The sequence below is a fragment of the Pontixanthobacter gangjinensis genome, assembly GCF_009827545.1.
Lineage (GTDB): Bacteria > Pseudomonadota > Alphaproteobacteria > Sphingomonadales > Sphingomonadaceae > Pontixanthobacter > Pontixanthobacter gangjinensis.
This window is the reverse complement of the sequence record NZ_WTYS01000001.1, coordinates 1,205,220-1,227,693: the sequence shown is the minus strand read 5'-3', so window position 1 is coordinate 1,227,693 and position 22,474 is coordinate 1,205,220. Positions and strand designations below refer to the sequence as shown.

21 protein-coding genes are annotated in these 22,474 nt (G+C 55.3%); 13 read left to right on the top strand and 8 right to left on the bottom strand.

What is annotated here, in order from left to right:
- Positions 1-6 precede the first annotated feature (6 nt).
- Both thrB and rnhA read left to right on the top strand, forming a co-directional pair.
- Positions 7-987, top strand: a complete 981-nt coding sequence (gene thrB, locus GRI36_RS05785) for a homoserine kinase (protein ID WP_160597596.1) — start codon at positions 7-9, stop codon at positions 985-987.
- Between the two features lie 21 nt (positions 988-1,008).
- Entirely contained in the window at positions 1,009-1,443 is a 435-nt protein-coding gene (rnhA, locus tag GRI36_RS05780) for a ribonuclease HI (protein ID WP_160597595.1), read from the top strand.
- A 62-nt stretch (positions 1,444-1,505) separates the two neighbouring features.
- On the opposite strand, the gene GRI36_RS05775 is transcribed toward rnhA, so the two are convergent.
- The 3 genes from GRI36_RS05775 to GRI36_RS05765 are packed head-to-tail and all read right to left on the bottom strand — an operon-like array spanning position 1,506 to position 3,821.
- Positions 1,506-1,688 (bottom strand): YegP family protein, encoded by a 183-nt coding sequence (locus GRI36_RS05775; RefSeq protein WP_160597594.1) that lies wholly within the window; start codon positions 1,686-1,688, stop codon positions 1,506-1,508.
- A 56-nt stretch (positions 1,689-1,744) separates the two neighbouring features.
- Positions 1,745-2,803 (bottom strand): NAD(P)/FAD-dependent oxidoreductase, encoded by a 1,059-nt coding sequence (locus GRI36_RS05770; RefSeq protein WP_202392220.1) that lies wholly within the window; start codon positions 2,801-2,803, stop codon positions 1,745-1,747.
- 58 nt (positions 2,804-2,861) lie between these two features.
- On the bottom strand, positions 2,862-3,821 hold the full coding sequence (locus GRI36_RS05765; protein WP_160597592.1) for an alpha/beta fold hydrolase: 960 nt from the start codon (positions 3,819-3,821) through the stop codon (positions 2,862-2,864).
- 105 nt (positions 3,822-3,926) lie between these two features.
- Between GRI36_RS05765 and GRI36_RS05760 the strand changes: the two genes are divergently transcribed.
- The 7 genes from GRI36_RS05760 (at position 3,927) to GRI36_RS05730 (ending at position 11,208) form a co-directional block, all read left to right on the top strand.
- Positions 3,927-4,418 (top strand): A24 family peptidase, encoded by a 492-nt coding sequence (locus GRI36_RS05760; RefSeq protein ID WP_160599084.1) that lies wholly within the window; start codon positions 3,927-3,929, stop codon positions 4,416-4,418.
- Positions 4,419-4,517: 99 nt separating this feature from the next.
- Positions 4,518-5,534 (top strand): Flp pilus assembly protein CpaB, encoded by a 1,017-nt coding sequence (gene cpaB / locus GRI36_RS05755; RefSeq protein WP_160597591.1) that lies wholly within the window; start codon positions 4,518-4,520, stop codon positions 5,532-5,534.
- A 64-nt stretch (positions 5,535-5,598) separates the two neighbouring features.
- On the top strand, positions 5,599-7,173 hold the full coding sequence (locus GRI36_RS05750; protein WP_160597590.1) for a type II and III secretion system protein family protein: 1,575 nt from the start codon (positions 5,599-5,601) through the stop codon (positions 7,171-7,173).
- 14 nt (positions 7,174-7,187) lie between these two features.
- Positions 7,188-7,835, top strand: coding sequence for a CpaD family pilus assembly protein (locus GRI36_RS05745; RefSeq protein ID WP_160597589.1), 648 nt, complete (start codon positions 7,188-7,190; stop codon positions 7,833-7,835).
- Between the two features lie 3 nt (positions 7,836-7,838).
- The gene (locus tag GRI36_RS05740) at positions 7,839-9,119 is read left to right on the top strand and encodes a pilus assembly protein CpaE (RefSeq protein ID WP_160597588.1); all 1,281 of its coding nucleotides are present in this window, start codon (positions 7,839-7,841) and stop codon (positions 9,117-9,119) included.
- A gap of 93 nt (positions 9,120-9,212) precedes the next feature.
- On the top strand, positions 9,213-10,184 hold the full coding sequence (locus tag GRI36_RS05735; protein WP_160597587.1) for a type II secretion system F family protein: 972 nt from the start codon (positions 9,213-9,215) through the stop codon (positions 10,182-10,184).
- Between the two features lie 16 nt (positions 10,185-10,200).
- Positions 10,201-11,208, top strand: a complete 1,008-nt coding sequence (locus GRI36_RS05730) for a type II secretion system F family protein (protein WP_160597586.1) — start codon at positions 10,201-10,203, stop codon at positions 11,206-11,208.
- An 87-nt stretch (positions 11,209-11,295) separates the two neighbouring features.
- Here GRI36_RS05730 and GRI36_RS05725 read toward each other — a convergent pair whose 3' ends face one another.
- The 4 genes from GRI36_RS05725 to GRI36_RS05710 form a co-directional block, all read right to left on the bottom strand.
- Complete coding sequence (locus GRI36_RS05725; RefSeq protein WP_160597585.1) at positions 11,296-11,733, bottom strand: MarR family winged helix-turn-helix transcriptional regulator; 438 nt, start codon at positions 11,731-11,733, stop codon at positions 11,296-11,298.
- Between the two features lie 74 nt (positions 11,734-11,807).
- A complete protein-coding gene (locus GRI36_RS05720; RefSeq protein WP_160597584.1) occupies positions 11,808-12,680 on the bottom strand; it encodes a crotonase/enoyl-CoA hydratase family protein in 873 nt (290 codons plus the stop codon).
- Between the two features lie 66 nt (positions 12,681-12,746).
- A complete protein-coding gene (locus tag GRI36_RS05715) occupies positions 12,747-13,532 on the bottom strand; it encodes an SDR family NAD(P)-dependent oxidoreductase (protein ID WP_160597583.1) in 786 nt (261 codons plus the stop codon).
- An 81-nt stretch (positions 13,533-13,613) separates the two neighbouring features.
- Complete coding sequence (locus GRI36_RS05710) at positions 13,614-14,786, bottom strand: acetyl-CoA C-acetyltransferase (protein ID WP_160597582.1); 1,173 nt, start codon at positions 14,784-14,786, stop codon at positions 13,614-13,616.
- 245 nt (positions 14,787-15,031) lie between these two features.
- Between GRI36_RS05710 and GRI36_RS05705 the strand changes: the two genes are divergently transcribed.
- The 3 genes from GRI36_RS05705 to GRI36_RS05695 are packed head-to-tail and all read left to right on the top strand — an operon-like array spanning position 15,032 to position 18,383.
- Positions 15,032-15,775 carry a 2OG-Fe(II) oxygenase gene (locus tag GRI36_RS05705; protein ID WP_160597581.1) on the top strand — a complete coding sequence of 248 codons (744 nt, stop codon included), beginning with the start codon at positions 15,032-15,034 and terminating at the stop codon, positions 15,773-15,775.
- Entirely contained in the window at positions 15,772-17,463 is a 1,692-nt protein-coding gene (locus GRI36_RS05700; RefSeq protein ID WP_160597580.1) for a 2OG-Fe(II) oxygenase family protein, read from the top strand. Before GRI36_RS05705 ends, GRI36_RS05700 begins: the two co-directional genes overlap by 4 nt.
- A gap of 2 nt (positions 17,464-17,465) precedes the next feature.
- Positions 17,466-18,383, top strand: a complete 918-nt coding sequence (locus tag GRI36_RS05695; RefSeq protein WP_160597579.1) for a class I SAM-dependent methyltransferase — start codon at positions 17,466-17,468, stop codon at positions 18,381-18,383.
- Positions 18,384-18,515: 132 nt separating this feature from the next.
- Here the strand turns inward: GRI36_RS05695 and GRI36_RS05690 are convergent, their stop codons facing one another.
- A complete protein-coding gene (locus tag GRI36_RS05690; protein WP_160597578.1) occupies positions 18,516-21,473 on the bottom strand; it encodes a TonB-dependent receptor domain-containing protein in 2,958 nt (985 codons plus the stop codon).
- Between the two features lie 243 nt (positions 21,474-21,716).
- Between GRI36_RS05690 and GRI36_RS05685 the strand changes: the two genes are divergently transcribed.
- The gene (locus tag GRI36_RS05685) at positions 21,717-22,283 is read left to right on the top strand and encodes a hypothetical protein (protein WP_235902175.1); all 567 of its coding nucleotides are present in this window, start codon (positions 21,717-21,719) and stop codon (positions 22,281-22,283) included.
- Positions 22,284-22,474: the final 191 nt, after the last annotated feature.

Sequence of the window (22,474 nt, the reverse complement as noted above, 5' to 3'; positions counted from 1 at the left end):
GCGCTTATGGCAGTTTACACCCATCTTAGCGCAGACGACATTTCAGCATTGATTGCATGGTATGATGTCGGAGACCTGATTTCCGCCAAGGGAATTGCAGAGGGTGTTTCCAATTCAAACTGGCTGATCGAGACGACAGGCTCATCGGGCGTGCCCTCACGCTTTATCCTGACGATTTACGAGGAACGGACAAAATTGTCTGACCTGCCATTTTTTCTCAGCCTGCTCGATCACTTATCATCCAAAAACGGCCCCGTCCCGCGCACCATCCACGATCGCGAGGGTCAAGCTTTTCGAATGGTCGAAGGCAAAGCAGCGGCATTGATTGAATTTTTGCCCGGTGTATCGATTGATATTCCGCATCACGATCAAGCCGTTTCAGTCGGCGCGGCGGTCGGGTGGATCCACGACGCAGCAAAGGACTTTGGTGGCGCTCGCGAAAACGATTTGGGTCCGGCAAAATGGCGCGAGCTTCTGGGCAAATGCGATCGCCAGAGTCTTGCGCGCATAGATGCAGCATTGCCCGATCTGCTGGCGCGAAAAATGGACGAGATCGAGGACGGATGGCCCACCGATTTACCCCGCTCGATTGTTCATGCGGATCTGTTTCCCGACAACGTCCTGATGCTGGGAACGCAAGTGACCGGCCTGATCGATTTCTATTTCGCTTGCACCGATTTTGCTGCCTATGACCTTGCCGTAACGCATGCCGCCTGGAGCTTTGGCCCAGATGGCAGCAATTTCAATCGAGCTATCGGCCAAGCAATAATCACCGGTTATGAGCAGGCGCGGCAATTGTCCCGCAGCGAACGCGATGCTTTGCCGATTTTGGCGCAGGGCGCTGCAATGCGGTTTATCGCCACGCGGGCCTATGATTGGATACACACCCCGGCAGACGCGCTGGTCACGCGCAAAGACCCAATGGATTTCGTTAGGCGGTTGGATTATTACGGCACAGCTGGCCAAACAGCCTTTCAACCGCGCTGATAAGCGGTGTAAGTGCAAACAATGAAACGCGTTGAAATTTACACCGATGGTGCCTGCAAAGGCAACCCCGGCCCCGGAGGCTGGGGCGCCTTGTTGCGCTTGGGCCAACATGAGAAGGAATTGTCCGGCTCCGATCCAGATACCACAAATAACCGGATGGAAATGACCGCCGCGATCAAGGCCTTGGAAGCGTTAACCGAACCATGCGAGGTCGATCTCTATTCGGACAGCAAATATGTGCTCGACGGAATGACCAAATGGATTGAAGGCTGGAAAAAGCGCGGCTGGAAAACCGCCAGTAGAAAGCCTGTTCGAAACGCTGATTTATGGCACGATTTAATCGCTGCCTCTGCCAAACACAAAATGCGCTGGCACTGGGTGAAGGGCCATAACGGGCATCCGGAAAATGACCGCGTAGACCAGCTTGCCAGCGATCAGGCGGAGTCGGTTGGTTAGATAGAGCGGAAAAGGGCGCAGCCTAAGACCGCGCCCTCCTCAAGCAAACCTGAATTGCTAGTTTAGCTGGTTGTCGTGTCGACAATCTCTGCGCCGGGGCCATTTTTCAGGACAGATTCAATCGCGTTTTTCGCGCTGGCTTTCGAGCTATAGCCTTCAGTCCACCAGATCGTTTCCGAATTGTAGATGAAATAGGACACAAATTCGCCCTTTTTGTTGTTACGGATTTCGAAACGATGGGCCATGCGGCAATCTCCTTTTGTTACACTTCCACGCACCCTAAGGATTGACGCATAAAAATCTAGCCAAACCGCGCTGGTGCATAATTTGTTACATTTATGTCCGTCATATGAGCAGGCATGTCGGTCCCTAGCAATTGCGCCGCTGCGATATCGGCCGCCGCAGGGGCAGTCTGAATGCCGAAGCCGCCCTGCCCGGCAAACCAGTAAAAATCGGCGCATCGCGGGTCAAATCCATAAACCGGCAGGCGATCAGGCGCGAAACTGCGCAGGCCAGCCCATTTCGTCTCAACCCCTGCAACTTCCCAATCCACCACATGCTCCAGTCGGTCGATAGCCTTCGCGATCGCCAGCTCCTCTGGCGCAGCATCGCAGGGCGGCGACGCTTCTTCGTCATGCGGACTGAGCCAAAGGCGTCCGTTTTCCGGCTTGAAGTAGAACTTGCCCGAAATATCGAGCACCAATGGCAAGTCCGGCGCTGGCGCCGGGTCCACCTTTAGCTGCACGACAGTGCGCCGCAACGGAGCAATCCCGACCGGCCGGATATTCGCGAGCACTGCCAATTCATCCGCCCAAGCCCCCGCCGCATTGACGACAATCCTAGCGGCGAATTCTCGGTCATCAAAATCGGTCAAAACCCAGTTTCTTGCATCTTTGCGTGCTGAAACAATCCGGGCATGCGTCGCTAAATCTGCGCCACTCCTTCTGGCCTCCGCCAGATAATGCCTATGGAGGCCAGCGACGTCGATGTCCGCGCAATTGGGCTGCCAAATCGCTTCGCACCAATTTTCCAGCAGACCGGGAAGCTTTTTGTTCAAAACATCGCTGTCGATCCTTTGGACATTCGCACCCGTATCCGCAAACCGATCCATAAACGCATCAATATCCGCTGAATCCTGCTCGCGCCCGATATACAGCGCCCCGCGTTGCTTCAAGAATCCGTTGTCGCGCAGGAATGAACCGGATGCCAAAGTAAGCGGGACGATATCCGGCCCGCCATAACACTCCTCCCAAAACGCCGCCGAACGTCCGGTTGCGTGATATCCTGGCTGGTCTTCGGCTTCGAGTAATAGCACCGACGCATGCGGCGCAAGCCGTGCCGCAATGCTTGCGCCCGCCATTCCCGCGCCGACGATCGCAAAATCGTAAAATTGCCTGCTCACACTCAAGTTCTCGTGCCTAACCGGCGATCCGGTTCAAAAACTCGTCAATGGCAGACATCGCGCGGTTTCGCACCTCATCAACTTCGCGCAAAATCTCGTGTTCTGCCTCGTTTCCGAAGGCAAGCAATTCGCCATTGGGCAAACGCTGTGCCGCACTTTCTATACAGTCCATGTCGACCAGCTTGTCATTCGCGGTGCCGATCAAGAGTACCGGCGTGGTCACTTTTTCCAAAACCCCATCTTGGTAAAGTGAGCGCATTGATGCGTAGGCCCGCTCAACCCATTTCCAACTGCCCGGTCCCATAATTAGCTCCGGCCTTTCATCCCGCCAGAACAGCTCGTCTTCATACCGGTCCTTATCGTGAGTGAGCAATTTCATCCGGCCGACGGGAACTTGACCCGGCTTTTCGCTCCATTTCCAAGCCTGCCGCGCCGGATCACCCAGTCGCAGCATCAATTTTGCCGCCGCATGTGTGACGCCGACTGGAAGAAAGCTGCCGGTAAATCCCAGCATCGGTGCAGACAGCGCCATCCCGTCAGGATCGACCTTACCTTCTGCAAGCGCGCGCAGCGCCAAATGCCCACCCATCGAATGCCCCATCAAAAAATGCGGCCCCGGCGTTGACGCTTTCCAATCAGCCCACAGCGCAGCGAGATCATCGACCCAGATTGAGAAATCTTCGATATGGCCGGTCACCTCATCACTGCCCAAACGGCCCGATCCGGCCTGTCCACGCCAATCCGCAGCGGTTACCCGCCACCCGGCCAAGTGCCATTCATGCAGGCTTTCCAAATATTTTTCATAAGCGTCACCGCGTCCCGGCAGGAACAAGATTGAACCCTTGGGCTGGTCACCCGTGCCCGGCCAGTCAATCCGACGAATTGCGTGCCCGTCAGGAGCGGACCAGATACCTTCGGTAGCCTCAGCAGGAATAATCCGGCGGTCAAATGCGCTTACTGAATCAACAGGGTTCACATCGCCTTTTTGTGCTTGGCTAATAGCTTCCTCCTGCGCTTGGTTACTATTTGGTAAGTCATCGGCTGTAGCACCGGAGTTTCTGAAGGACTCTTGGGGGCTATGATGCTGGGCGAATATTTCCAATACGGGCTGCTTGTTGCATTAGCAATCGCGCTGGTGACAGCTGCGTTTACCGATATGCGCCGTAGGCAGATCGACAATTGGCTTAACGCCGGGATCGTGCTTGCCGCGCCCTTGTGGTGGTGGGCCAGCGGACTGACCTTGTGGCCGGGTATCGCCCTGCAACTTGGCGTCGCATTGGCGGCATTTGTCGTCTTGGCCGGATTGTTCGCACTGCGTGCAATGGGCGGCGGTGACGTCAAACTGCTCACTGCTCTCGCCTTGTGGATCGAACCCACTTGGTTCCTAAAACTTCTTATCGTGATGGCACTTGTCGGCGGCGTCCTGACCATCGTCATGGGTTCGTGGCACATCATGCGCCGCAATCGTGAACGTTTGGCCATTCCCTATGGCGTGGCGATTTCTGCCGCTGGCCTGTGGGTTCTGGGCACCCATTATTTTCCCGCTGCCGGAGCGGCCGTTTCGGCTGGGTGAACGCGATTTTAACCATTTACGTCGTAACCATCATTTCAACGACACGTTTTTAACAAATGCCCGCACTTCTGCTGGGCGAAATAGGGGGCTAGATTAGCCATGGATAGGAAAAAGCTGGTTCTGCTGCTCGGAGCACTGATCATCGCGATCGGTACTGCATTGGCAGCACGGAGCATGTTTGCCGGGGCTTCTGCCCCTCAGGCTGAGGCGGCAGCGGCTGTACCTAAGGGACCAAAAGTCCTTGTGGCGCAACGCGGCCTTCCAGTGGGCACAATCATTACAGCTGATTCGATCAGCTACCAGATGTGGCCCGAGGAACTTGTCCAGGATGCCTATTTCATTGACGGCGAATCAGATGTCTCGCAATTGCTTGGCACGGTTGTTCGCCACCAGATCACTGCCGGCGAACCGGTAACCCAAGGCTCGCTAGTTAAGCCTGGCGATCGCGGGTTCCTTGCTGCGGCGCTTGGCCCTGGCATGCGCGCTGTGACGGTTCCGGTCTCCGCGAAAACCGGTGTTGGCGGCTTTGTCTTCCCGGGCGACCGCGTCGATTTGGTCCTTACGCAAACGGTTAAAGGCGAAGGCGAAGCGCTGAAGGCTTCGGAAACTATCCTGAGTAACCTGCGCGTCTTGGCCACCGACCAGTCAACCACGCAAGAGACAAACGAATCCGGCAACACGGTTGTTCGCGCATTCCGCACAGTCACTTTGGAAGTGACGCCGCGTATCGCCGAGAAGGTCGCTGTAGCTCAAACCATCGGTACGCTCAGCCTTTCACTGCGCTCTATCGCGGACAATCAGGGTGAGCTGGAAAAAGCAATCGCGTCAGGCAATGTGAAAGTTCCTGACAATGCCACGCCCGAAGAAGAAGAAGCTCTCCTGCGCGCGGCAATGGCAAAACCGATCGACAAGGTTGGTACATTCAGCACAGGCGGTGATGTCTCTCGCTTCCAACGCAGTTCGATGCCTGTTCAGGACAACGGCGGAAAAGCGGCTCCGGCTGCACCGGTTATGGGCGCCCCGGCAGCTGCTCCTCAGCCTGCACGACCCATTGGCCCCACCGTCCGCGTCACCCGCGGCAAGACCACCACCGAAGTTCCAGTTGGGAAGAACTGAGATGCAATCGACAGCAACACTTAACGCCCGCCGGCAATTCGGCATCAATTCGAGGGGCAAGACCATGAAACGTCGCCTAACAGCAACATTACTGATGGCCGGAATGGCAACGGCCCCGTTGGCCGGCTTGCCTGCCAGCACTGCCAATGCGCAGTCAGTGGTAAACCCATCAAGTGACATCGTATTGTCAATCGGCAGAGGCCAATTGGTCAATGTCCCCGGGTCAATGGCAGATGTTTTTATCGCTAATGACGAAGTGGCCGATGTGCAGATCAAATCGCAACGGCAGCTTTACCTGTTCGGCAAGGCTGGTGGCGAGACCACGATTTATGCCAGCAACGCTGCAGGTGATATCGTCTGGTCCGCCAATGTCCGCGTAGGATCCAACATTGGTAGCGTCGATCAGATGCTGACCTTGGCCATGCCTCAGGCGAAAATTAACGTATCGACCATGGGTACGAACACAGTTCTGCTTACCGGTACAGTCGCCGCACCCGAAGATGCTTCCGAGGCCGAACGGCTGGTTCAGGCATTCGTGGGTGAAGACGCCAACGTAATCAGCCGCCTGAAAATGGCGACACCGCTGCAAGTCAATCTGCGCGTCAGATTTGCCGAAGTCAGCCGTTCGCTGGTTCGCGAAATCGGTGCCAACCTCGTCAGCGGTGACCAAACCAATGGCTTCCAGTTCGGCGTAGGTCTCGGCCGGTCCGGTGCGGTCCCTCAGTACAATCCCGGCGGTCCGTTGGGAACTGGCGTAACCGACGGCGGTGATGGCACATCGATTGTTACTGCAACGGGTACCGGTGCCACTGTGGCAGCGTTTGGCAAACTGCTGGGTCTCGACCTTGGTGGCGCGTTAGACCTTGCTGAACGTGATGGTCTTGTCACCACCCTTGCCCAGCCAAACCTGACAGCCTTGTCGGGCGAAACGGCCAATTTCTTGGCTGGCGGCGAATTTCCGATCCCGACCAGTCAGGGCCTCGGTACGACTGCCATCGAATATCGTAAATTCGGTGTCAGCCTGTCTTACACACCAACAGTGCTCGCTAATGGCCGGATTTCTATCCGAGTGCTTCCCGAGGTGTCTGAATTGTCCAGCCAAGGTGCGGTGACTTTGAACGGGTTCCAAATCCCGGCTCTTACAATCCGCCGCGCTGAAACGACTGTTGAGCTTGGTTCTGGCCAAAGCTTTATGATTGCCGGATTGATGAGTAACAACGCGCAGCAATCCATCGACAAGGCCCCAGGCCTTGGCGATGTACCAATTCTTGGTAATCTGTTCCGTTCACGCTCGTTCCGTAAGGGCGAAACTGAGTTGGTTATCGTTGTGACGCCGTATCTGGTAAAACCGGTCAACGATCGCGACATCAGGTTGCCTACCGATGGGTATCGTGCAGCAAACGAGTTGGAAAGCCTGCTCGGCTTCCGCAGCGATGCTGGTCAAAGCGGCGCAACCCGCCCCGGCCCGACAACATCCAACCCGTCCGCACCGCCTCCCGGCATTTCGCGCATAGACCCGCAGGCCATCGTGCCATCGGATCGCCCTGCGCCGTCGAACCGTGCTGACAGCGATGACAAATCCCGCAATTCCGAACGCCGCGCAGATGCAAATGCTGTGCCCGGCTTCAGCCTCAAGTGAGAAAGGTGAAGATCATGCCTATTGCATCAACACGCAAACTAGCTGGCGTATTCGCCCTTTCGCTCGGGCTTACGCTCGGCGCCTGCGGCGGAATGCCAACCCATCGCGGGCTGGAAAGCCTCAATCAACCAGTTGTTGAACGGACCAATTACACGCTTGACGTGGCGGCTGGACCGGGCGGAATTTCTGTTCCCGAACAGCAACGCGTTTCAGGCTGGTTCGAAGCGATGGACCTTCGTTATGGTGACCGTGTTGCCATTGACGATCCGATGATGAGCGGCGCTGCGCGTGACGCGATTGGTGCGCTCGCTGGGCGTCATGGTATCCTGTTGCAAGAGGGCGCCCCGGTGACAGGCGGCTATGTCCAACCCGGCAATGTTCGTGTCGTTTTGACCCGTTCGACCGCGTCGGTTCCCAATTGCCCGAACTGGTCTGCCCAGTCGGATATGAATTACAACAATGCAACCAGCCCCGGATATGGCTGTTCCATCAATGGAAATCTGGCTGCGATGATCGCCAATCCGGAAGACCTTATCAAAGGTCAGGAAGGCACCGGAGAAACTGTGGTTTCGACGTCAACCAAGGCGATCAACAGCTACCGCGACCAAGCACCAACCGGTGAAGGCGGCCTGGTTCAACCAGCCACAGGCGGGGGAGAATAAGTCATGAACGCTCCATGGAAATCAGGTGCTTCAAGCAACCGCGATCCGTTCGCCGCCTTTATTTGTGATGAAACAGCATTGGACGCTCTGCGCCCGGTGGTCATCGAAATGGGCTGGCAGCCCGAGAAATGTGCAAAGGGCGGGCTGCGTAACGCTGTCCAATCCTTGTCTGTGGCCGCAAGCCCCAACATTTTGATGGTCGATTTGTCGGAAAGCGGAGATCCGCTGAATGATATCAACGCTTTGGCCGAGGTCTGCGAACCTGGTACAGTGGTGATTGCAGTAGGCCAAGTGAACGATGTTCGCCTGTATCGCGATTTGCTCGCAAGCGGCATTCACGATTATCTGCTGAAGCCACTTTCAGCCGGCCAATTGCGCGATTCGCTGAACCAAGCGCAAGCAGTCTTTGCGGCACCGCGGTCGAGCGATCCAGATACGGCAAAACGCCATGTATCAACCGCTGTCGTGGGTACACGCGGCGGAGTCGGGGCGTCCATGCTCGCAACATCGCTCGCATGGAATTTCAGCGACGATCACAAATTGCCTACCGCATTGCTCGATCTGGATGTCCATTTCGGCACTGGTGCACTTGCGCTGGATCTGGAACCCGGCCGCGGGCTGACCGATGCGATCGACAACCCCAGCCGGATTGACGGCCTGTTTATCGAACGCGCGATGATCCGAGCGAACGATAATCTGGCTATTCTTTCGGCAGAGGCGCCAATCAATGCCCCGTTAATGACAGATGGATCGGCATTTATTCAGCTGGAGGAAGAGTTCCGCCAAGCGTTTGAAATGACGATGATTGATCTGCCGCGAAACATGCTGATCAATTTCCCGCATCTGCTTGCCGATGTGAATGTTGTGGTGCTGACCACCGAAATGACGCTTGCTTCGGCTCGCGACACCATTCGGATACTCAGCTGGCTTAAAACCAATGCTGCTCATGCACAGCCGATCATTGTGGCAAATAAAGTCCAGGGCGGCGTTGCTGAAATCAGCAAGTCCGACTTCGAAGCGTCGATTGAGCGGAAAATCGATTTCTCGATCCCGTATGATGTCAAAGGGTCAGCGAATGCGGCCAAGCTTGGCCAAACCTTCCTCGAGGCCAATCGGTCGAGCAAGGCGGCTGGCGTCATCAAGCAAGTTGCGGAACGCATCTTGGGTGCCAGCGAAGAAGATCTTGAAAATGATGAGCCAGCGAAGAAATCGCTGCTCGGCAGTTTCGATCTGAAGTCACTGTTGGCCAAGAAAGATAAGAAGACTCCGGTTCCGGCCGAATAAGTCCACCGAGCGGCCGCGTCCCATTACGGGCGCGGCCAATCCGATTTACGCGTGCCAAACACGGCACCGAACAAAGAAAGGCAGGTAAATAGCATGAGCATTATTCAGCTCCTGCTGGTAGGCGCCGGGCTTATGGCCCTGATGGTTGTCGGCTATACGCTGCTGGCCGGGCCCTCTGCCGCCAAAGAAGGTCAACGCAGGCTTGAGGCTCTCAGGTTCCGCCATTCTGAAAGCGCCGACACCAAGATGGAGTCGCAGCTCAAGAAAGCGATCGCATCGCGCAAACCGAAACGGCACCAGATCGCCGGCTCTGGCTCGCGGCTTGATGCATTGGCTCTGCGGATCGACCGTTCGGGTAAAAAGTGGACGCTTGCGCAGTATTTCTATGGCTCGTTTGGCATCGCGCTAGGCATTGCCGTGATCATCTATCTGAAATCCGGCGCGGCGCTTTTGTCGCTTGGCATCGGCTTGGTCATTGGCGCTGGTTTGCCCCATCTTGCGGTAAACTTCCTGATCAAGAAGCGGACAGACAGCTTCAACTCGAAATTCCCGGACGCGATCGAACTCTTGGTGCGCGGCTTGCGCTCCGGCCTTCCGGTGACCGAAACTCTTGGCGTTGTTGGGCAAGAATTGCCCGGTCCTGTGGGAATGGAATTCAAAGGCATAGTCGAGCGGATCAAGATCGGCCGCACGATGGAAGAATCGCTACAGGAAACCGCCGACAGGTTGGGTATTCCTGAGTTCAACTTTTTCTGCATAACCTTGGCAATTCAACGCGAGACCGGCGGTAACTTGGCAGAAACGCTGTCAAACCTGTCCGACGTGCTTCGCAAACGTTCGCAAATGAAGCTGAAAATCCGCGCCATGAGTTCGGAATCGAAAGCTTCTGCCTATATCGTGGGCGCGCTGCCTTTTATCGTGTTCGGTATGATCTGGTGGATCAATCCCGAATATATCGGCGGCTTCTTCGAAGACGACCGCTTGATTGCAACGGGCCTTGGCGGCCTGCTGTGGATGTCGATCGGCGGCTTCATCATGGCCAAAATGGTCAGCTTCGAAATCTGAGTGAGGACGGATAGATATGCTTAATCAATCTCCCGGACCCACCCTGCTTGGGGTTGACGTTATTTTCGTCGGCACCATCCTGGCTGGCTGTGCCGCGCTCGCTGTCATCTTTGCGATCTATGCAGCTGTCACGATCAAGGATCCGATGGCCAAGCGGGTCAAAGCGCTAAATTCGCGCCGCGAAGAGCTGAAAGCCGGCATTGTTACGGCCACAGCGAAAAAACGCACCAGCTTAGTCCGCAAGACCGACCAAACAGAGAAGATGAGGGACACGCTGTCGGGGATGAAAGTCCTCCAGCAAAGCCAGATCGAGAGCATCCAGCAAAAGATGGCTCACGCTGGTTATCGTAACAAAGAAACTGCTGTTCTGATCATTGCGGCGCGATTGGTGGCTCCGATTATCTTGGGCGCAATCGGTTTCTTGGTTATCTATGTTATTGATTATTTCCCCGACTGGGGCAGCGCAAAGAGGGTTGGCGCTTTTGGAGCGATGCTGCTTGCCGGTTACAAAGGGCCGGAAATGATCCTCAAGAATAAGGCCGGCAAACGCACCGACGCAATTCGCAAAGGCTTGCCCGATGCGCTAGATTTGCTGGTGATTTGTGCTGAGGCCGGCCTGACAGTCGATGCAGCGTTCAACCGCGTTGCGAAGGAACTTGGCCGGGCTTACCCTGAATTGGGTGACGAGTTTGCCCTGACCGCAATTGAACTGTCATTCCTGACCGAACGCAAGCAAGCATTCGACAATCTTGCCTACCGGGTCGATCTGGAATCGGTTCGCGGTGTGGTTACAACCATGGTTCAAACCGAACGCTATGGTACGCCGCTGGCATCTGCCCTGCGCGTGCTCTCAGCCGAATTCCGGAACGAGCGGATGATGCGAGCGGAAGAAAAAGCAGCGCGTCTGCCTGCGATTATGACCATTCCGCTAATTATGTTCATTCTGCCTGTTCTGTTCATCGTGATCCTTGGCCCAGCGGCCTGTTCGATCAGCGATGCATTCGCCGCCAAACCCGGACGTTAGGGGTCAGGCTTCAAGCGAAAATACAGATTACAGAACACATGGAAACAGCCTCGAAGTCACACACTTCGGGGCTGTTTTACCTTTGACTTAACTGGCTTGTTCGCGAATTTGGTCAAGCAGCATACGGAACATTTCCTGCTGTTTGGCGCTGAGCGGTTCAAGCAGTTTTGCCTCAATTTCTCTGGCCATCGGCACAATCTGCGCATGCATGGCATGTCCGGCGCCGGTCAATTCAAGATGGTGCGAGCGGCCATCCTTGCTGTTGGGCAGACGCATCGCAAGATCTCGTTGCTCCAAAACTTTGCAAGCCCGGTTTACGGCCACCTTGTCCATCAGCGTCTTCGCGGTTAGTTCGCGCTGGGTTAGCGCTCCTGCATCGCCCAGCATAGCCATCACCCGCCATTCGGTAACTTTCAGCCCGAACGCATCATGATACGCGCGCGCAATACGATTGCTGACCGCATTGGATGCGATCGACAATTGATACGGCAAAAATTCGGCCAGACGGAATTGATCATTGCTCATGAAACTGGTTACTAATGCAACCACCTTACATGGCAAGCATACAGTTTCCTCGTATTGCTTTTAATCAAACCAGCCTATTCGTAAACGGGCTCAGTCCACCACGGATAAAAGTCCGGCATATCCTGCGAAACACGGTCGGGAAATTGCGGGGGCCGTTTTTCAAGGAAACTCGCAATGCCTTCCGCTGCATCTTTGCTGCGTGAAAGCTTGTAAATCGAACGGCTATCGATCCGGTGCGCGTCCATTGGGTGCGGTTCGGACGGCAAGCGCCACAGCATTGCACGAGTCATTGCGACTGAAACTGCCGAGGTGTTTTCGGCAATTTCCATCGCAAGCGCCCTCGCCGCATCAATCAGGTCACCCTGCGGATGGACCGACCGGATGAGCCCGCCGGCAAGCGCTTCTGACGCATCGAAAATACGCCCGGTCATGCACCATTCGAGCGCCTGCTGAGGCCCAACCAAACGCGGCAAGAACCAGCTTGAACATGCCTCCGGCACAATTCCGCGCTTGGCAAACACGAAACCATACCGGGCATTGTCCGACGCAAGCCGGAAATCCATCGGCAGTTGCATCGTTGCACCAACGCCCACCGCAACGCCATTGCAGGCCGAAATCAGCGGTTTGGTCGATTGAAAAAGCCGCAAAGTAAGGCGTCCTCCGCCATCGCGAACGACATCATCAGACAGGTCTGCAACTTCGGTTTGGCTGGAGAATGGGCGTGCACCATCATCAGGTGTTAAATCAGCACCGGCGCAAAATGCGCGATCACCGGACCCAGTGAAGATCACCGCACGGATTTCATCATCTGCATCGGTCACATCGAGCGCCGCGATGATCTCGGCCATCATGACCCGTGTATAAGCGTTCATCTTTTCAGGCCGGTTGAGAGTGATGGTCGCTATCGGACCATCCTTCTCGAATTTGATCTGCGTATAATCGCTCATTATTGCCTCCAATTGATGTTGCCAAACAAAATGGGCCCCGCTTTCGCGGAGCCCCGATTGTACCGGTTAACGCGGCGCCATACGAATGGCACCATCCAGGCGGACATCCTCGCCGTTGAAGTAATCGTTTTCGATCATCGCCATAGCGAGATGCGCATATTCCGGCGGCGCACCAAGACGTTTCGGGAACGGCACGGAGGCAGCTAACGCGTCTTTTACTTGCGGCGGTGCTGCATTCATCAGCGGTGTCTCGAAGATACCCGGCAAGATAGTGTTGATGCGGATGCCTTCGTTCATCAGGTCACGAGCGATTGGCAATGTCATGCCAATCACACCAGCCTTCGATGCCGAGTAAGCGACCTGACCAATCTGGCCATCTTCGCCTGCAACGGACGCAGTGTTCACGATTGCGCCGCGGTCACCATTTTCAGTCAATGGGTCGAGCGTCATCATTCCAGCCGCCGATTTCGCCACGCAGCGGAAGGTGCCGACCAGATTGATCTGGATCAGCCAGTTGAACGCGTCGAGCGGATAGTGCGAGATTTCGCCCGTGTTCCGGTCACGCTTGGCTGTTTTGATCGCGCTACCAGTGCCGGCGCAATTGACGAGGATGCGTTCTTGGCCGTGCGCCGCGCGTGCCTTTGCAAATCCAGCATCGACCGAGGCATCGTCAGTCACGTTCACTTCGCAGAAGATACCGCCAATATCGGCCGCAACGGCTTTGCCCTTTTCCTCCTGAAGATCAAAAATCGCGACTTTCGCGCCCTTTGCCGCTAGCGCCCGTGCGGTCGCTTCGCCAAGGCCCGATGCACCGCCGGTTACAACTGCGGGGGTATTAGCACCAATTTCCATATTCAATTCCTTCTGGTCAATTCGTCATCCCAGCGACGGCTGGGAACGTTTTCAGATATTCAAGGCTTTGCTACGCACAAATTACAGCGATTCAACAATCGTCACATTGGCAACGCCGCCACCTTCGCACATTGTCTGCAAACCGTATTTCTTGCCGCGCGCCTTTAGCGCATGAAGCAATGTCGCCATTAATTTGGTGCCCGATGCACCCAGCGGATGCCCCAAGGCGATAGCGCCGCCATTCACGTTAAGCTTCTCAGGATCGGCACCTGTATGCTTGAGCCAAGCCAGAGGAACCGGTGCAAATGCCTCGTTCACCTCATACAGATCAATATCGTTAATCGTCATGCCGGCACGTTGCAGTGCCCGGTCCGTTGCAAACAACGGTTCTTCAAGCATGATCACGGGATCACCCGCTGTCACGGTCAAATTATGGATACGGGCAAGCGGTGTTAGGCCGTGCTCTTTCAGGAATTCCTCTGAAACGACCAAAACGCCGCTTGAACCATCACAAATCTGACTGGAACTGGCCGCAGTAATCGTGCCGCCTTCGTTTATCAGCTTCACAGAACTGATACCCTCCAACGTGGCATCGAACCGGATGCCTTCATCAATTGTGTGCTGCTCTTCACCCTCGGGGGTGTCGATCGTGACCGGCACTATCTCGCCTACAAATGCGCCTGAATTGGTCGCTGCGATTGCACGCTGGTGGCTTTCAAACGCAAACCTGTCGAGGTCATCTTTTGAAAATCCGTGCTTTTTCACGATCATCTCTGCGCCCATGAATTGCGAGAACATGATGCCAGGATATTTCTCTTCTAGACCAGGCGATTTGTAGTGGCCCAGCCCTTCCTTCATGTGAAAGGTGGCGTTTGACCCCATCGGCACACGCGACATGCTTTCGATACCGGCAGCAATCACTGCATCTTGCGTACCCGACATAACGGCCTGCGCCGCGAACTGGATTGCTTGCTGCGATGAGCCGCATTGCCGGTCAATTGTGACTGCCGGGGTTGACTGCGGAAGGTGCTTGGAAGCGAGAACCGCGTTGCGGCCAATCTGCATCGCTTGTTGGCCCGCCTGACTGACACAGCCCATCACAACATCGTCAATCGCAGCCGGGTCGACACCGGTACGCTCCATCAGCGCGTCGAGCGACTTTGCCGCCAGATCAACTGGATGAACTCCTGCCAAACGGCCCCCACGGCGCCCCCCGGCGGTCCGCACCGCATCCACGATATAGGCTGTCGCCATGCCACTCTCCTCAGTTTTTATTTGCTACTCGCTATGCAAATGGGGTTACGGTTCACCCCGCCGCTGGTCAAGCACAGCTTTACCTTAACGTCAGCTTTGTCAGCAGTCTTGGCGAATATTATGGGGCAGACTTTGGGACGGGCTTTGAAACTGGCTTTGAAACGGGGCGGCTTGCAATCGACCCGTTCATCCTAGTAATGGCTGACGCACACCATCTGTTCCCTCTTCCTAATGATGTCAGGCCGATGTCCAAAAAACTTTTTGAAATTAATCAGGACCTCGATCGCGCTTCGCTGGCGAAGCAGTTTGCCGAGAACAAAAGGCTGCAAATTCGTGATGTTCTTACACGCGAGACGGCCGAAGAGATCCGTATGATACTGGGCCAGCAGACCCCGTGGGGTCTAGCGATGCAGGCCGGTGACAAACTCGACCCGGGGCCCCAGCAAGTGCTGCCACAAGAGCTTGCCTCCGATGCAGGCAAGCGACGGGCTCAAACGTTGGCCAATGAGGCCTATAAATCGGTGTCGCAAGGGGACTATGGATTTCACTACGCGCAATATTCGTTGGTCCAGGCCTACCTTGAAAAGTGGAATGAGGGCGGCCCACATGATCTGATACTAGAATATCTTAACACGCCGGAATTTCTTCAATTGGCCCGCGATGTTACGGGTATCGAGGAATTGATCAAAGCCGATGGACAAGCGACCTTATATGCCGCGCAGCATTTTCTGGCACTTCATAGCGACAGCCACGTCGCCGAAGGGTGGCGCGTAGCGTATGTTCTGAATTTCGCGCTCGATGATTGGAAGCCTGATTGGGGCGGCTATCTCAATTTCTACGACGAAGACGGTGACATAGTCCAAGGCTTCAAACCAAGGTTTAACGCACTCAACTTATTCGCAGTCCCGCAATCGCACGCGGTTTCGTTCGTGCCGCCTTTTGCGCCGGTTGGACGCTTTGCGATTACCGGCTGGCTGCGCGACCGGTGACAGGGGCTACGGCGCAGCAATGGCGCGAACGCTCCCGCTCCGCCGAGCTCAAAAGTGACGGGCAGGCCGCACGGCAAGCCATGCTGGACGGCTTGAACGAGCACCCTTCCGACGCGTCGCTATGGAACAGCGCAGGAAGCCTGTTCATGCGGCTGACCGATAGGGAGGCGGCGGAGGAGCATTTTGCCAAAGCTGCGGGACTGCAACCCGACAATATGGAATTTGCGGTGAACCGCGCAATCGCATTATCAGCGTTGAGCCGTCATGCAGAGGCGGTCACCCAACTTAAGCGATTTTCTGATAAGGGCCGGACATCAGTCCTTTATTGCTCGACACGCGGAACCGCCGAACGAGGCATCCGAAGCCTGACGCAAGCCGCCCTTTGGTATGACCGAGCGCTTGAACTTGAACCGGCTCGCGCGAAGGCCCTTCACGGCAGAGCGCGAGTAGCAATTGAACGAGGCGAAGACACCGCGCTTCAAAGGTTCGACAAGGCATTGTCGGTCAATCAAGGCGATGCGGATCTTTGGCTGGGAAAGGCGCAGGCGCTCGATGTAGCGGGCGATCATTCTGGGGCGCGCCAGATTGCCGAGGCGCTGGTCAATCAGGCCCCGCAATGGACCGAGGGCTTGCGGTTTCTCGCGCAGCTTAGACTTGGCCAAGGAGAGGAGGACTTTACCTCACATTATGGCGACGCAATGAAGCGTGTGCCGCAAGACCCGAATATTCCCGCCGAATGGTGTTCGGTATTGGGCGGTCTCGATTATAATACAGCAGCTGCAGATGTCGCTGAGCAAGCGCAAATATCATTCCCGGAAGTCGCGCATTTCAGACTATTGGAAGCCGTTAACGCTGGTGCTGCCGGCGACAATGACCGGGCCGAGGGGATCTTCGCACGGCTAGAGCAAAATGACAGCGAGCGGTGGCTACACGAGGCGCGGCATAGGATCCGCCGGGCAGAACTCGATCATGCAAGCACTCTACTCGATCAAGTGACTGCTCTGGACCCATGGAGCATTTCTGCATGGGCGCTTCGCGGCATAGTGTGGCGTCTGACCAAGGACAAGCGTTCCGCATGGCTCGATGGTCAGGACGAATTGGTCAGACTAATGCCGTTGCAAGACGCGGATACGATTTTGCCGAAGGTCATACCGCTTTTGCATCGCTTGCATGATAAGTCACCGCTGCCGCTTGGACAATCTTTGCGCGGCGGTTCACAGACGCGCGGCATTCTATTTGATCGAACCGAGCCGGAATTGGATGAGCTGCGCCGCGCTGTCCTAAAGACAGTCGAAGAATATCGCCGGCAATTGCCCCCTTCCCACCCAAAGCATCCGTTGCTCCGCCTTCGTGATCAAGCATGGAGGCTGGAGGGTTCCTGGTCGGTGCGATTATCGGGCGGTGGTGACTTCCATACCGCCCATATCCACCCACAGGGTATTGTGTCATCGGCCCTGTATCTAGAGCTACCAGCGGGTGTCACAGAAACTGCGGATCAGAGTGGCTGGCTCGAAGTTGGCAGGCCCGCAGCCGATTTGGGGCTGGACCTTGGTCCGCTTCAGACACTTGAGCCCAAACCCGGCCATATGGCGCTATTTCCGAGCACCCTATATCATGGCACACGCCCGTTCTCCGCCGGTCGCCGGATGACTGTCGCGTTTGATGTCTCAACAAAACAAGGCAATTAGCAATGAGCTCACCTCACGATAAAGCTTGGAGTGATTTTTGGGCGCAAAACACAAAATCAGGACAGGATGGCGGCTGCCTTCCGGCCAAGTATCAGGGCATAGATGATGCGCAAAAAGCTGCGTGGCATGAATTTGCAACCAAGCTGCCACGCAAAGCTGCGATGCTTGACGTCGCTAGCGGCGATGGTCGCGTGATGCGTTGGGTTTTGCAAAAACGCCCCGATGTGAAGCCTGTCGGCGTTGATATGGCACCGGTTCTGCCTGCAGCACCAAAAGGCGCCAAACTACGCGGCGGCGTTTCGATGGAAGCGCTGCCTTTCTCGGACGAAAAATTCGACGCCGTCACCAGTCAATTCGGCTTTGAGTATGGCGATTTGAAACAAGCTGCAGCTGAAGTTGCGCGCGTTTTAAAGCCCGATGGCCTGGTCGGTTTGATCACTCACAGAATAGATGGCCCGATTTTGGCCCATAATCTGGCGCGCCGCGAGCAGATAGGCTGGGCGATTAACGAGCAGGATTTGATCGAGGTCGCCAAAGGCAATTTGAAACTTCGCGCAACTGGGCTGCAGACCGTCTCAACGAAGGTCATGAACGCGCCAGCATTGGGCGCACGTCAGTTTGGACAAGGCTCTGCAGCATGGGAGATCGCCGAAGCGGTTAGGCAAACGCTTTCACTTGGTGCCCGTGATCATCCGGCGAATGTCGCGAGACTGCTCGATACTATTCTTGGCCACGCCCGCAACGAGATAGGCCGCATCAATTCACTGGAGGCTGCCTGTAAGCAAACTGCAGACGCGGAAGGCTTCCTATCAGCGGTGAATGCAGCTGGGCTGGAGCAACTGAGCGCCGAGCCAATGAACGACAGGGTTTCAGATCGGCCATTTGCCGATTTTAGAATGCTGAAGCCGATTTCCAGCTAACTTTGGCGCTACCAAGACCGTTCAGGTTCACTCTGCGGCAATCGAACTGGTTCACTTTCAAATCAAAAAAGAAAAAGGGCGACGCACCGAAGTGCGCCGCCCCCTTTTTCTGCTCTCGCAGCTTCTTCAGGACTAGAACTTAACGTTCACCGAAGCGAAGAAGTCACGGCCCAGCACGTTGTATGTGCTCGGGTATGTGTTTGCTTGCTCTTGGTTATCGCCAAGCAGCGTGCCGTTGTTGGTACTGGTGACGTTACCAGCAGCATCAAACGTTGGCGTTTGTGGCAATGTGTCAAAGACATTGTCTACACCTACTGCGAAAGTAACATTTTCGTTCACTTCGAACGAGAATGTCAGATCGAGTAGATCGTAGGCATTGAGCCGCTCTACGCCGTTGAAGTCAGCGAAGTTCGTACCATCATTGTCATCACGAACACCGCTGAGGTGACGCCAGCGAAGCGATGTGGTCAAAGGACCATCAACGAACGTGAAACGGCTGGTCCACTTGTACTTAGGTATTGGTTCACCACAGGTCGTACCAAATTGACCGGCACAAACGTTAACCTTGGTCGCATCCGATTGGACTGGAGTGAAGTTCGACTTGTCGGTCCATGTTCCCAGGAACGAAACGTTGAACTCTTGCTCACCGGTGTCTGTCAGAAGCGAGAACGGAAGCGTTGTTCCGTAGTTCACTTCAACATCGACGCCCGACACTTCTTGGTTGGCAATGTTAGCCCCCAAGATGAGTGGGTTCACTGCCGTAGTAATCGCACCACCAGGGGCACGTGCGATTCCGCCTTGGAAAGGCGAGCAGATTGGATCGTTGATATCCTGAACTTGGTTGAAGCAAAGATCCAACGCATTGTTCAGACCACCACCAAATACCGAGATCGAATCGTCGATCGAGATATTGAAGTAGTCGGCCGTAATCGTCAGGCCTGGAATGAACTGGGGCTGGAGAACCACACCAACAGTAAAGCTGTCGGATGTTTCTTCACCCAAACCGTCGAAACCACCGAAGGTTGCAGGAATCTGACCGTTAGGCTGAATGTTACCAGCACCAACTTCACCGACAGGAACACCACTAGCCACACATGTTGCTACAAGCGCAGCACCTGTACCCAGGTTACAAGGGTCAGTTGCTGGCGGGAAGCCGATTGCGCGGCCACCGAACAGCTCACCAACGTTTGGCGCACGTACAGCGCGCTGATATTGCGCACGGAACATGACGTCACGAACTGGAGCGAATTCGATACCACCAGCGTAAGTCCAGACACCACCGACAGCAGCCAGCGAGTAATCGGAATAACGGGCAGCGCCAGTCAGTTCCAAACGCTCGATGCCCGAGTCAGAGCCGAGGATCGGGATGTTAAGCTCAGCGAAGACTTCCTTCACATCGTACGAACCTTCGGTTGGCAGACCGGCGTTGAAGCCGATGACGTCGCCCGAGGACAGTGCGGTGTCAGGAATAAATTGCGAAGCAACTTTACGATATTCAGCACCGACAGCGAAACCGATGTCATCAGCACCCATGCCGAGGTTACCCAAGAAGCCAGAAATGGCACCCGAGGCGACTTGCATGCTTGAGATGTCGCTATTCTGAGCCGCAATCGCGATCTGGCTGAACATTGCTGGTGTCAGCGTGTTCAGACCAAAGATGTTGATTGGGTTAGCTGAACCGTCAAGACCAGCTTGGAATGCCGACCGTGAGATATTACCAGCCTGAATGTTCGAGTTACGTGTCCGTGAGAACATGTAATACGCATCGTAGTTCAAATTGTCGCTGATTGCGCCACGAACGCCGCCAAGCACACGGAATGCGCTACGCTCGTCGAGGCTGTTACGGCGGCTAGCTTCGATCGTACGACGTTGTACGAAGAAGTTAACAACGCCCGGATCATCCGTTGTGCCATCAGCAAGGTTTTGAGCGGTTTCAGCAGCATCGATCGATGTGAGCTGAGCAAGGTCGCTAGCGACCAGGAAACCACCTTGTGAGGCCAAGTCGATGTTGAAGTTGCCGGTTACAGGAGTAGCAGCAAGTTCTTGCGCAACGCGGTTGTTGACGAACGAAATCTCTGTGTAGAATTCGTGGCCGTCGCTGAATTCATAATCAGCATAACCGCCCATCAGATAACGCTCTTGTGGCAACTGAAGATAGTTGACTGGCGCATAGTTGTAGAGGTCGCCTGCACGACGACGGAAGTCGCCTGGTGTGCTATCGAATACTACGCCTGTGCCGAAGCCACGTGTACCGGCATTGCCGAATTCAGTGCCTGCTGGCAGGTTTGTGTTGCTGTTGGCGCCGCCGAGGTAGCGCAGAACGCCATTTGGCAATGTCGATGAACCGAACTGATATTGCTGATCGCCATCGGTTTCGCCGCCGAGCGCGAAGTTCGAGAACCCACGGTCGCCTTGGAACAGCGAATCGCGGTTATAATATTCAGCGTAGACAGTCGCGCTGCCGCGGCCGTCATCGAATGACGTACCGATTGCGCCGTGCACGTTGTAACGTGCCGCATCGCCGCGCTCAGTAATTGAGTACTGACCACCCATTTCAATGCCGTCGACGTTTTTGAGACGGAAGTTCACAACACCTGCAAGAGCGTCCGAACCGTAAACAGCTGATGCACCACCGGTCACAACATCGACAGAGTCGAGCAGGAATGATGGGATAGTGTTCAAATCGACGATTTGCGCGGTGTCATAGGACATCCAGCGGCGGCCGTTTACGAGAACGAGTGTGCGCTGCGAACCAAGACCACGAAGGTTAAGAGTCGCGGTGCCGTTACCTGGGTTGTTCGAGAACGAAGTCGTGCCCGGAACAACTTGCGGGAGCGTGTTGATCACGTTCTCTACGTTGACGGTGCCTGAAAGCTCGAATTCTTCAGCGCCAACAACTGCAACTGGTGCAGCAGTGTCAACGTTACGTTTCGCAATGCGCGAACCTGTAACAACGATGAACCCATCATCAGCGTCTGCTGCAGCATCTGCTGTAGCGCCTGCGTCTTGTGCCATTGCCGGAGTAGCAATCATGGCGCCTGCCATGATTGTTCCCGCCATTAGCGCGGCTTTGTTAAAACGGTTGGACATTCCAATCCCCTTAGTCAGGCGCCCCTGTGGCACCTATGTGATAAGATAAATTTTCCGGATATTAGACCGGAATTTGTGCGCTCTAGTGCATACGAAACCACAATCGCAACGTCAGTCTAACGCAATAGCGCCTCTAAACTTTACAGTGTGTCATTCGTGTTACAGTTGGCGTAGCAGGTAACATATGCCAACTCTTCCCTCTATTTTAGGCTAAACCTCGATCAAACCAAGGATTTCGTTCAAATGGCCAGCAGCCTGTTCCAAACAGCCCATCGATTGCCCGCACTTATTTTTTCAATAGGAGCGTCATTCACGCTTGCAGCGCCAGCATCTGCCCAGGATGAGCCGGGTCAAGCCAATCCGTCCACTGGATATGTTGAAGCTCTGAAAACTTGCCAAAGCATTGCAGATGATACCGAAAGGCTGAATTGCTATGACGCAGCCGTAGGCCGAGTCGTTACAGCAAGCGATCAGGGCGAAGTCCAGATCGTTGATGCAGAAGCCATTGAGCAAAACCGGCGCAGGCTATTCGGCTTCAGCCTTCCCAAAATCGGCTTGTTTGGCGGCGCTGGCGCCGAGGAGACAGATCAGCTGCTCGAATCGGTGATTACTGGAGTGAGGGCTTCCGGCCGGAACACACTATTTATCACTATCGCCGAAGGTGACGCTGTTTGGCGCATTACTGGCGCGTCCGCACTCACAATGCGCACGAAGGTTGGGGATCCCGTCGTATTTAAGGAAGCGGCCATGGGAAGCTACTTTATCCGCATCAATGGCCGCACCGGCGTAAAAGGGCGCCGCGTCGAGTAGAACGATAGTTGTGCTATTTCACGCGCCGAGCAACCGATTGTTACAATTTTAGACAGCATCTTAGAATAACAATGCAAAGACACTTCTTCGAGGAAATTTTTGCCCTGAGGCGCCGGAGAGAATTGTGTTGCAACTGCGCCACACGGCATTTCTAAACGGGGAATGAACGCCTGAATCCCGTTGCAGCCAGC

Bases quoted from the DNA above. Each gene is read 5' to 3' on its own strand.
- rnhA (WP_160597595.1), top strand. From the start codon at position 1,009: ATGAAACGCGTTGAAATTTACACCGATGGTGCCTGCAAAGGCAACCCC.
- GRI36_RS05740 (WP_160597588.1), top strand. From the start codon at position 7,839: ATGAACGCTCCATGGAAATCAGGTGCTTCAAGCAACCGCGATCCGTTC.
- thrB (WP_160597596.1), top strand. From the start codon at position 7: ATGGCAGTTTACACCCATCTTAGCGCAGACGACATTTCAGCATTGATT.
- GRI36_RS05685 (WP_235902175.1), top strand. From the start codon at position 21,717: ATGGCCAGCAGCCTGTTCCAAACAGCCCATCGATTGCCCGCACTTATT.
- GRI36_RS05720 (WP_160597584.1), bottom strand. From the start codon at position 12,680: ATGAGCGATTATACGCAGATCAAATTCGAGAAGGATGGTCCGATAGCG.
- GRI36_RS05745 (WP_160597589.1), top strand. From the start codon at position 7,188: ATGCCTATTGCATCAACACGCAAACTAGCTGGCGTATTCGCCCTTTCG.
- GRI36_RS05730 (WP_160597586.1), top strand. From the start codon at position 10,201: ATGCTTAATCAATCTCCCGGACCCACCCTGCTTGGGGTTGACGTTATT.
- GRI36_RS05710 (WP_160597582.1), bottom strand. From the start codon at position 14,786: ATGGCGACAGCCTATATCGTGGATGCGGTGCGGACCGCCGGGGGGCGC.
- GRI36_RS05750 (WP_160597590.1), top strand. From the start codon at position 5,599: ATGAAACGTCGCCTAACAGCAACATTACTGATGGCCGGAATGGCAACG.
- cpaB (WP_160597591.1), top strand. From the start codon at position 4,518: ATGGATAGGAAAAAGCTGGTTCTGCTGCTCGGAGCACTGATCATCGCG.
- GRI36_RS05705 (WP_160597581.1), top strand. From the start codon at position 15,032: ATGTCCAAAAAACTTTTTGAAATTAATCAGGACCTCGATCGCGCTTCG.
- GRI36_RS05695 (WP_160597579.1), top strand. From the start codon at position 17,466: ATGAGCTCACCTCACGATAAAGCTTGGAGTGATTTTTGGGCGCAAAAC.
- GRI36_RS05735 (WP_160597587.1), top strand. From the start codon at position 9,213: ATGAGCATTATTCAGCTCCTGCTGGTAGGCGCCGGGCTTATGGCCCTG.
- GRI36_RS05725 (WP_160597585.1), bottom strand. From the start codon at position 11,733: ATGAGCAATGATCAATTCCGTCTGGCCGAATTTTTGCCGTATCAATTG.
- GRI36_RS05770 (WP_202392220.1), bottom strand. From the start codon at position 2,803: ATGGCGGGCGCAAGCATTGCGGCACGGCTTGCGCCGCATGCGTCGGTG.
- GRI36_RS05760 (WP_160599084.1), top strand. From the start codon at position 3,927: ATGCTGGGCGAATATTTCCAATACGGGCTGCTTGTTGCATTAGCAATC.
- GRI36_RS05690 (WP_160597578.1), bottom strand. From the start codon at position 21,473: ATGTCCAACCGTTTTAACAAAGCCGCGCTAATGGCGGGAACAATCATG.
- GRI36_RS05775 (WP_160597594.1), bottom strand. From the start codon at position 1,688: ATGGCCCATCGTTTCGAAATCCGTAACAACAAAAAGGGCGAATTTGTG.
- GRI36_RS05715 (WP_160597583.1), bottom strand. From the start codon at position 13,532: ATGGAAATTGGTGCTAATACCCCCGCAGTTGTAACCGGCGGTGCATCG.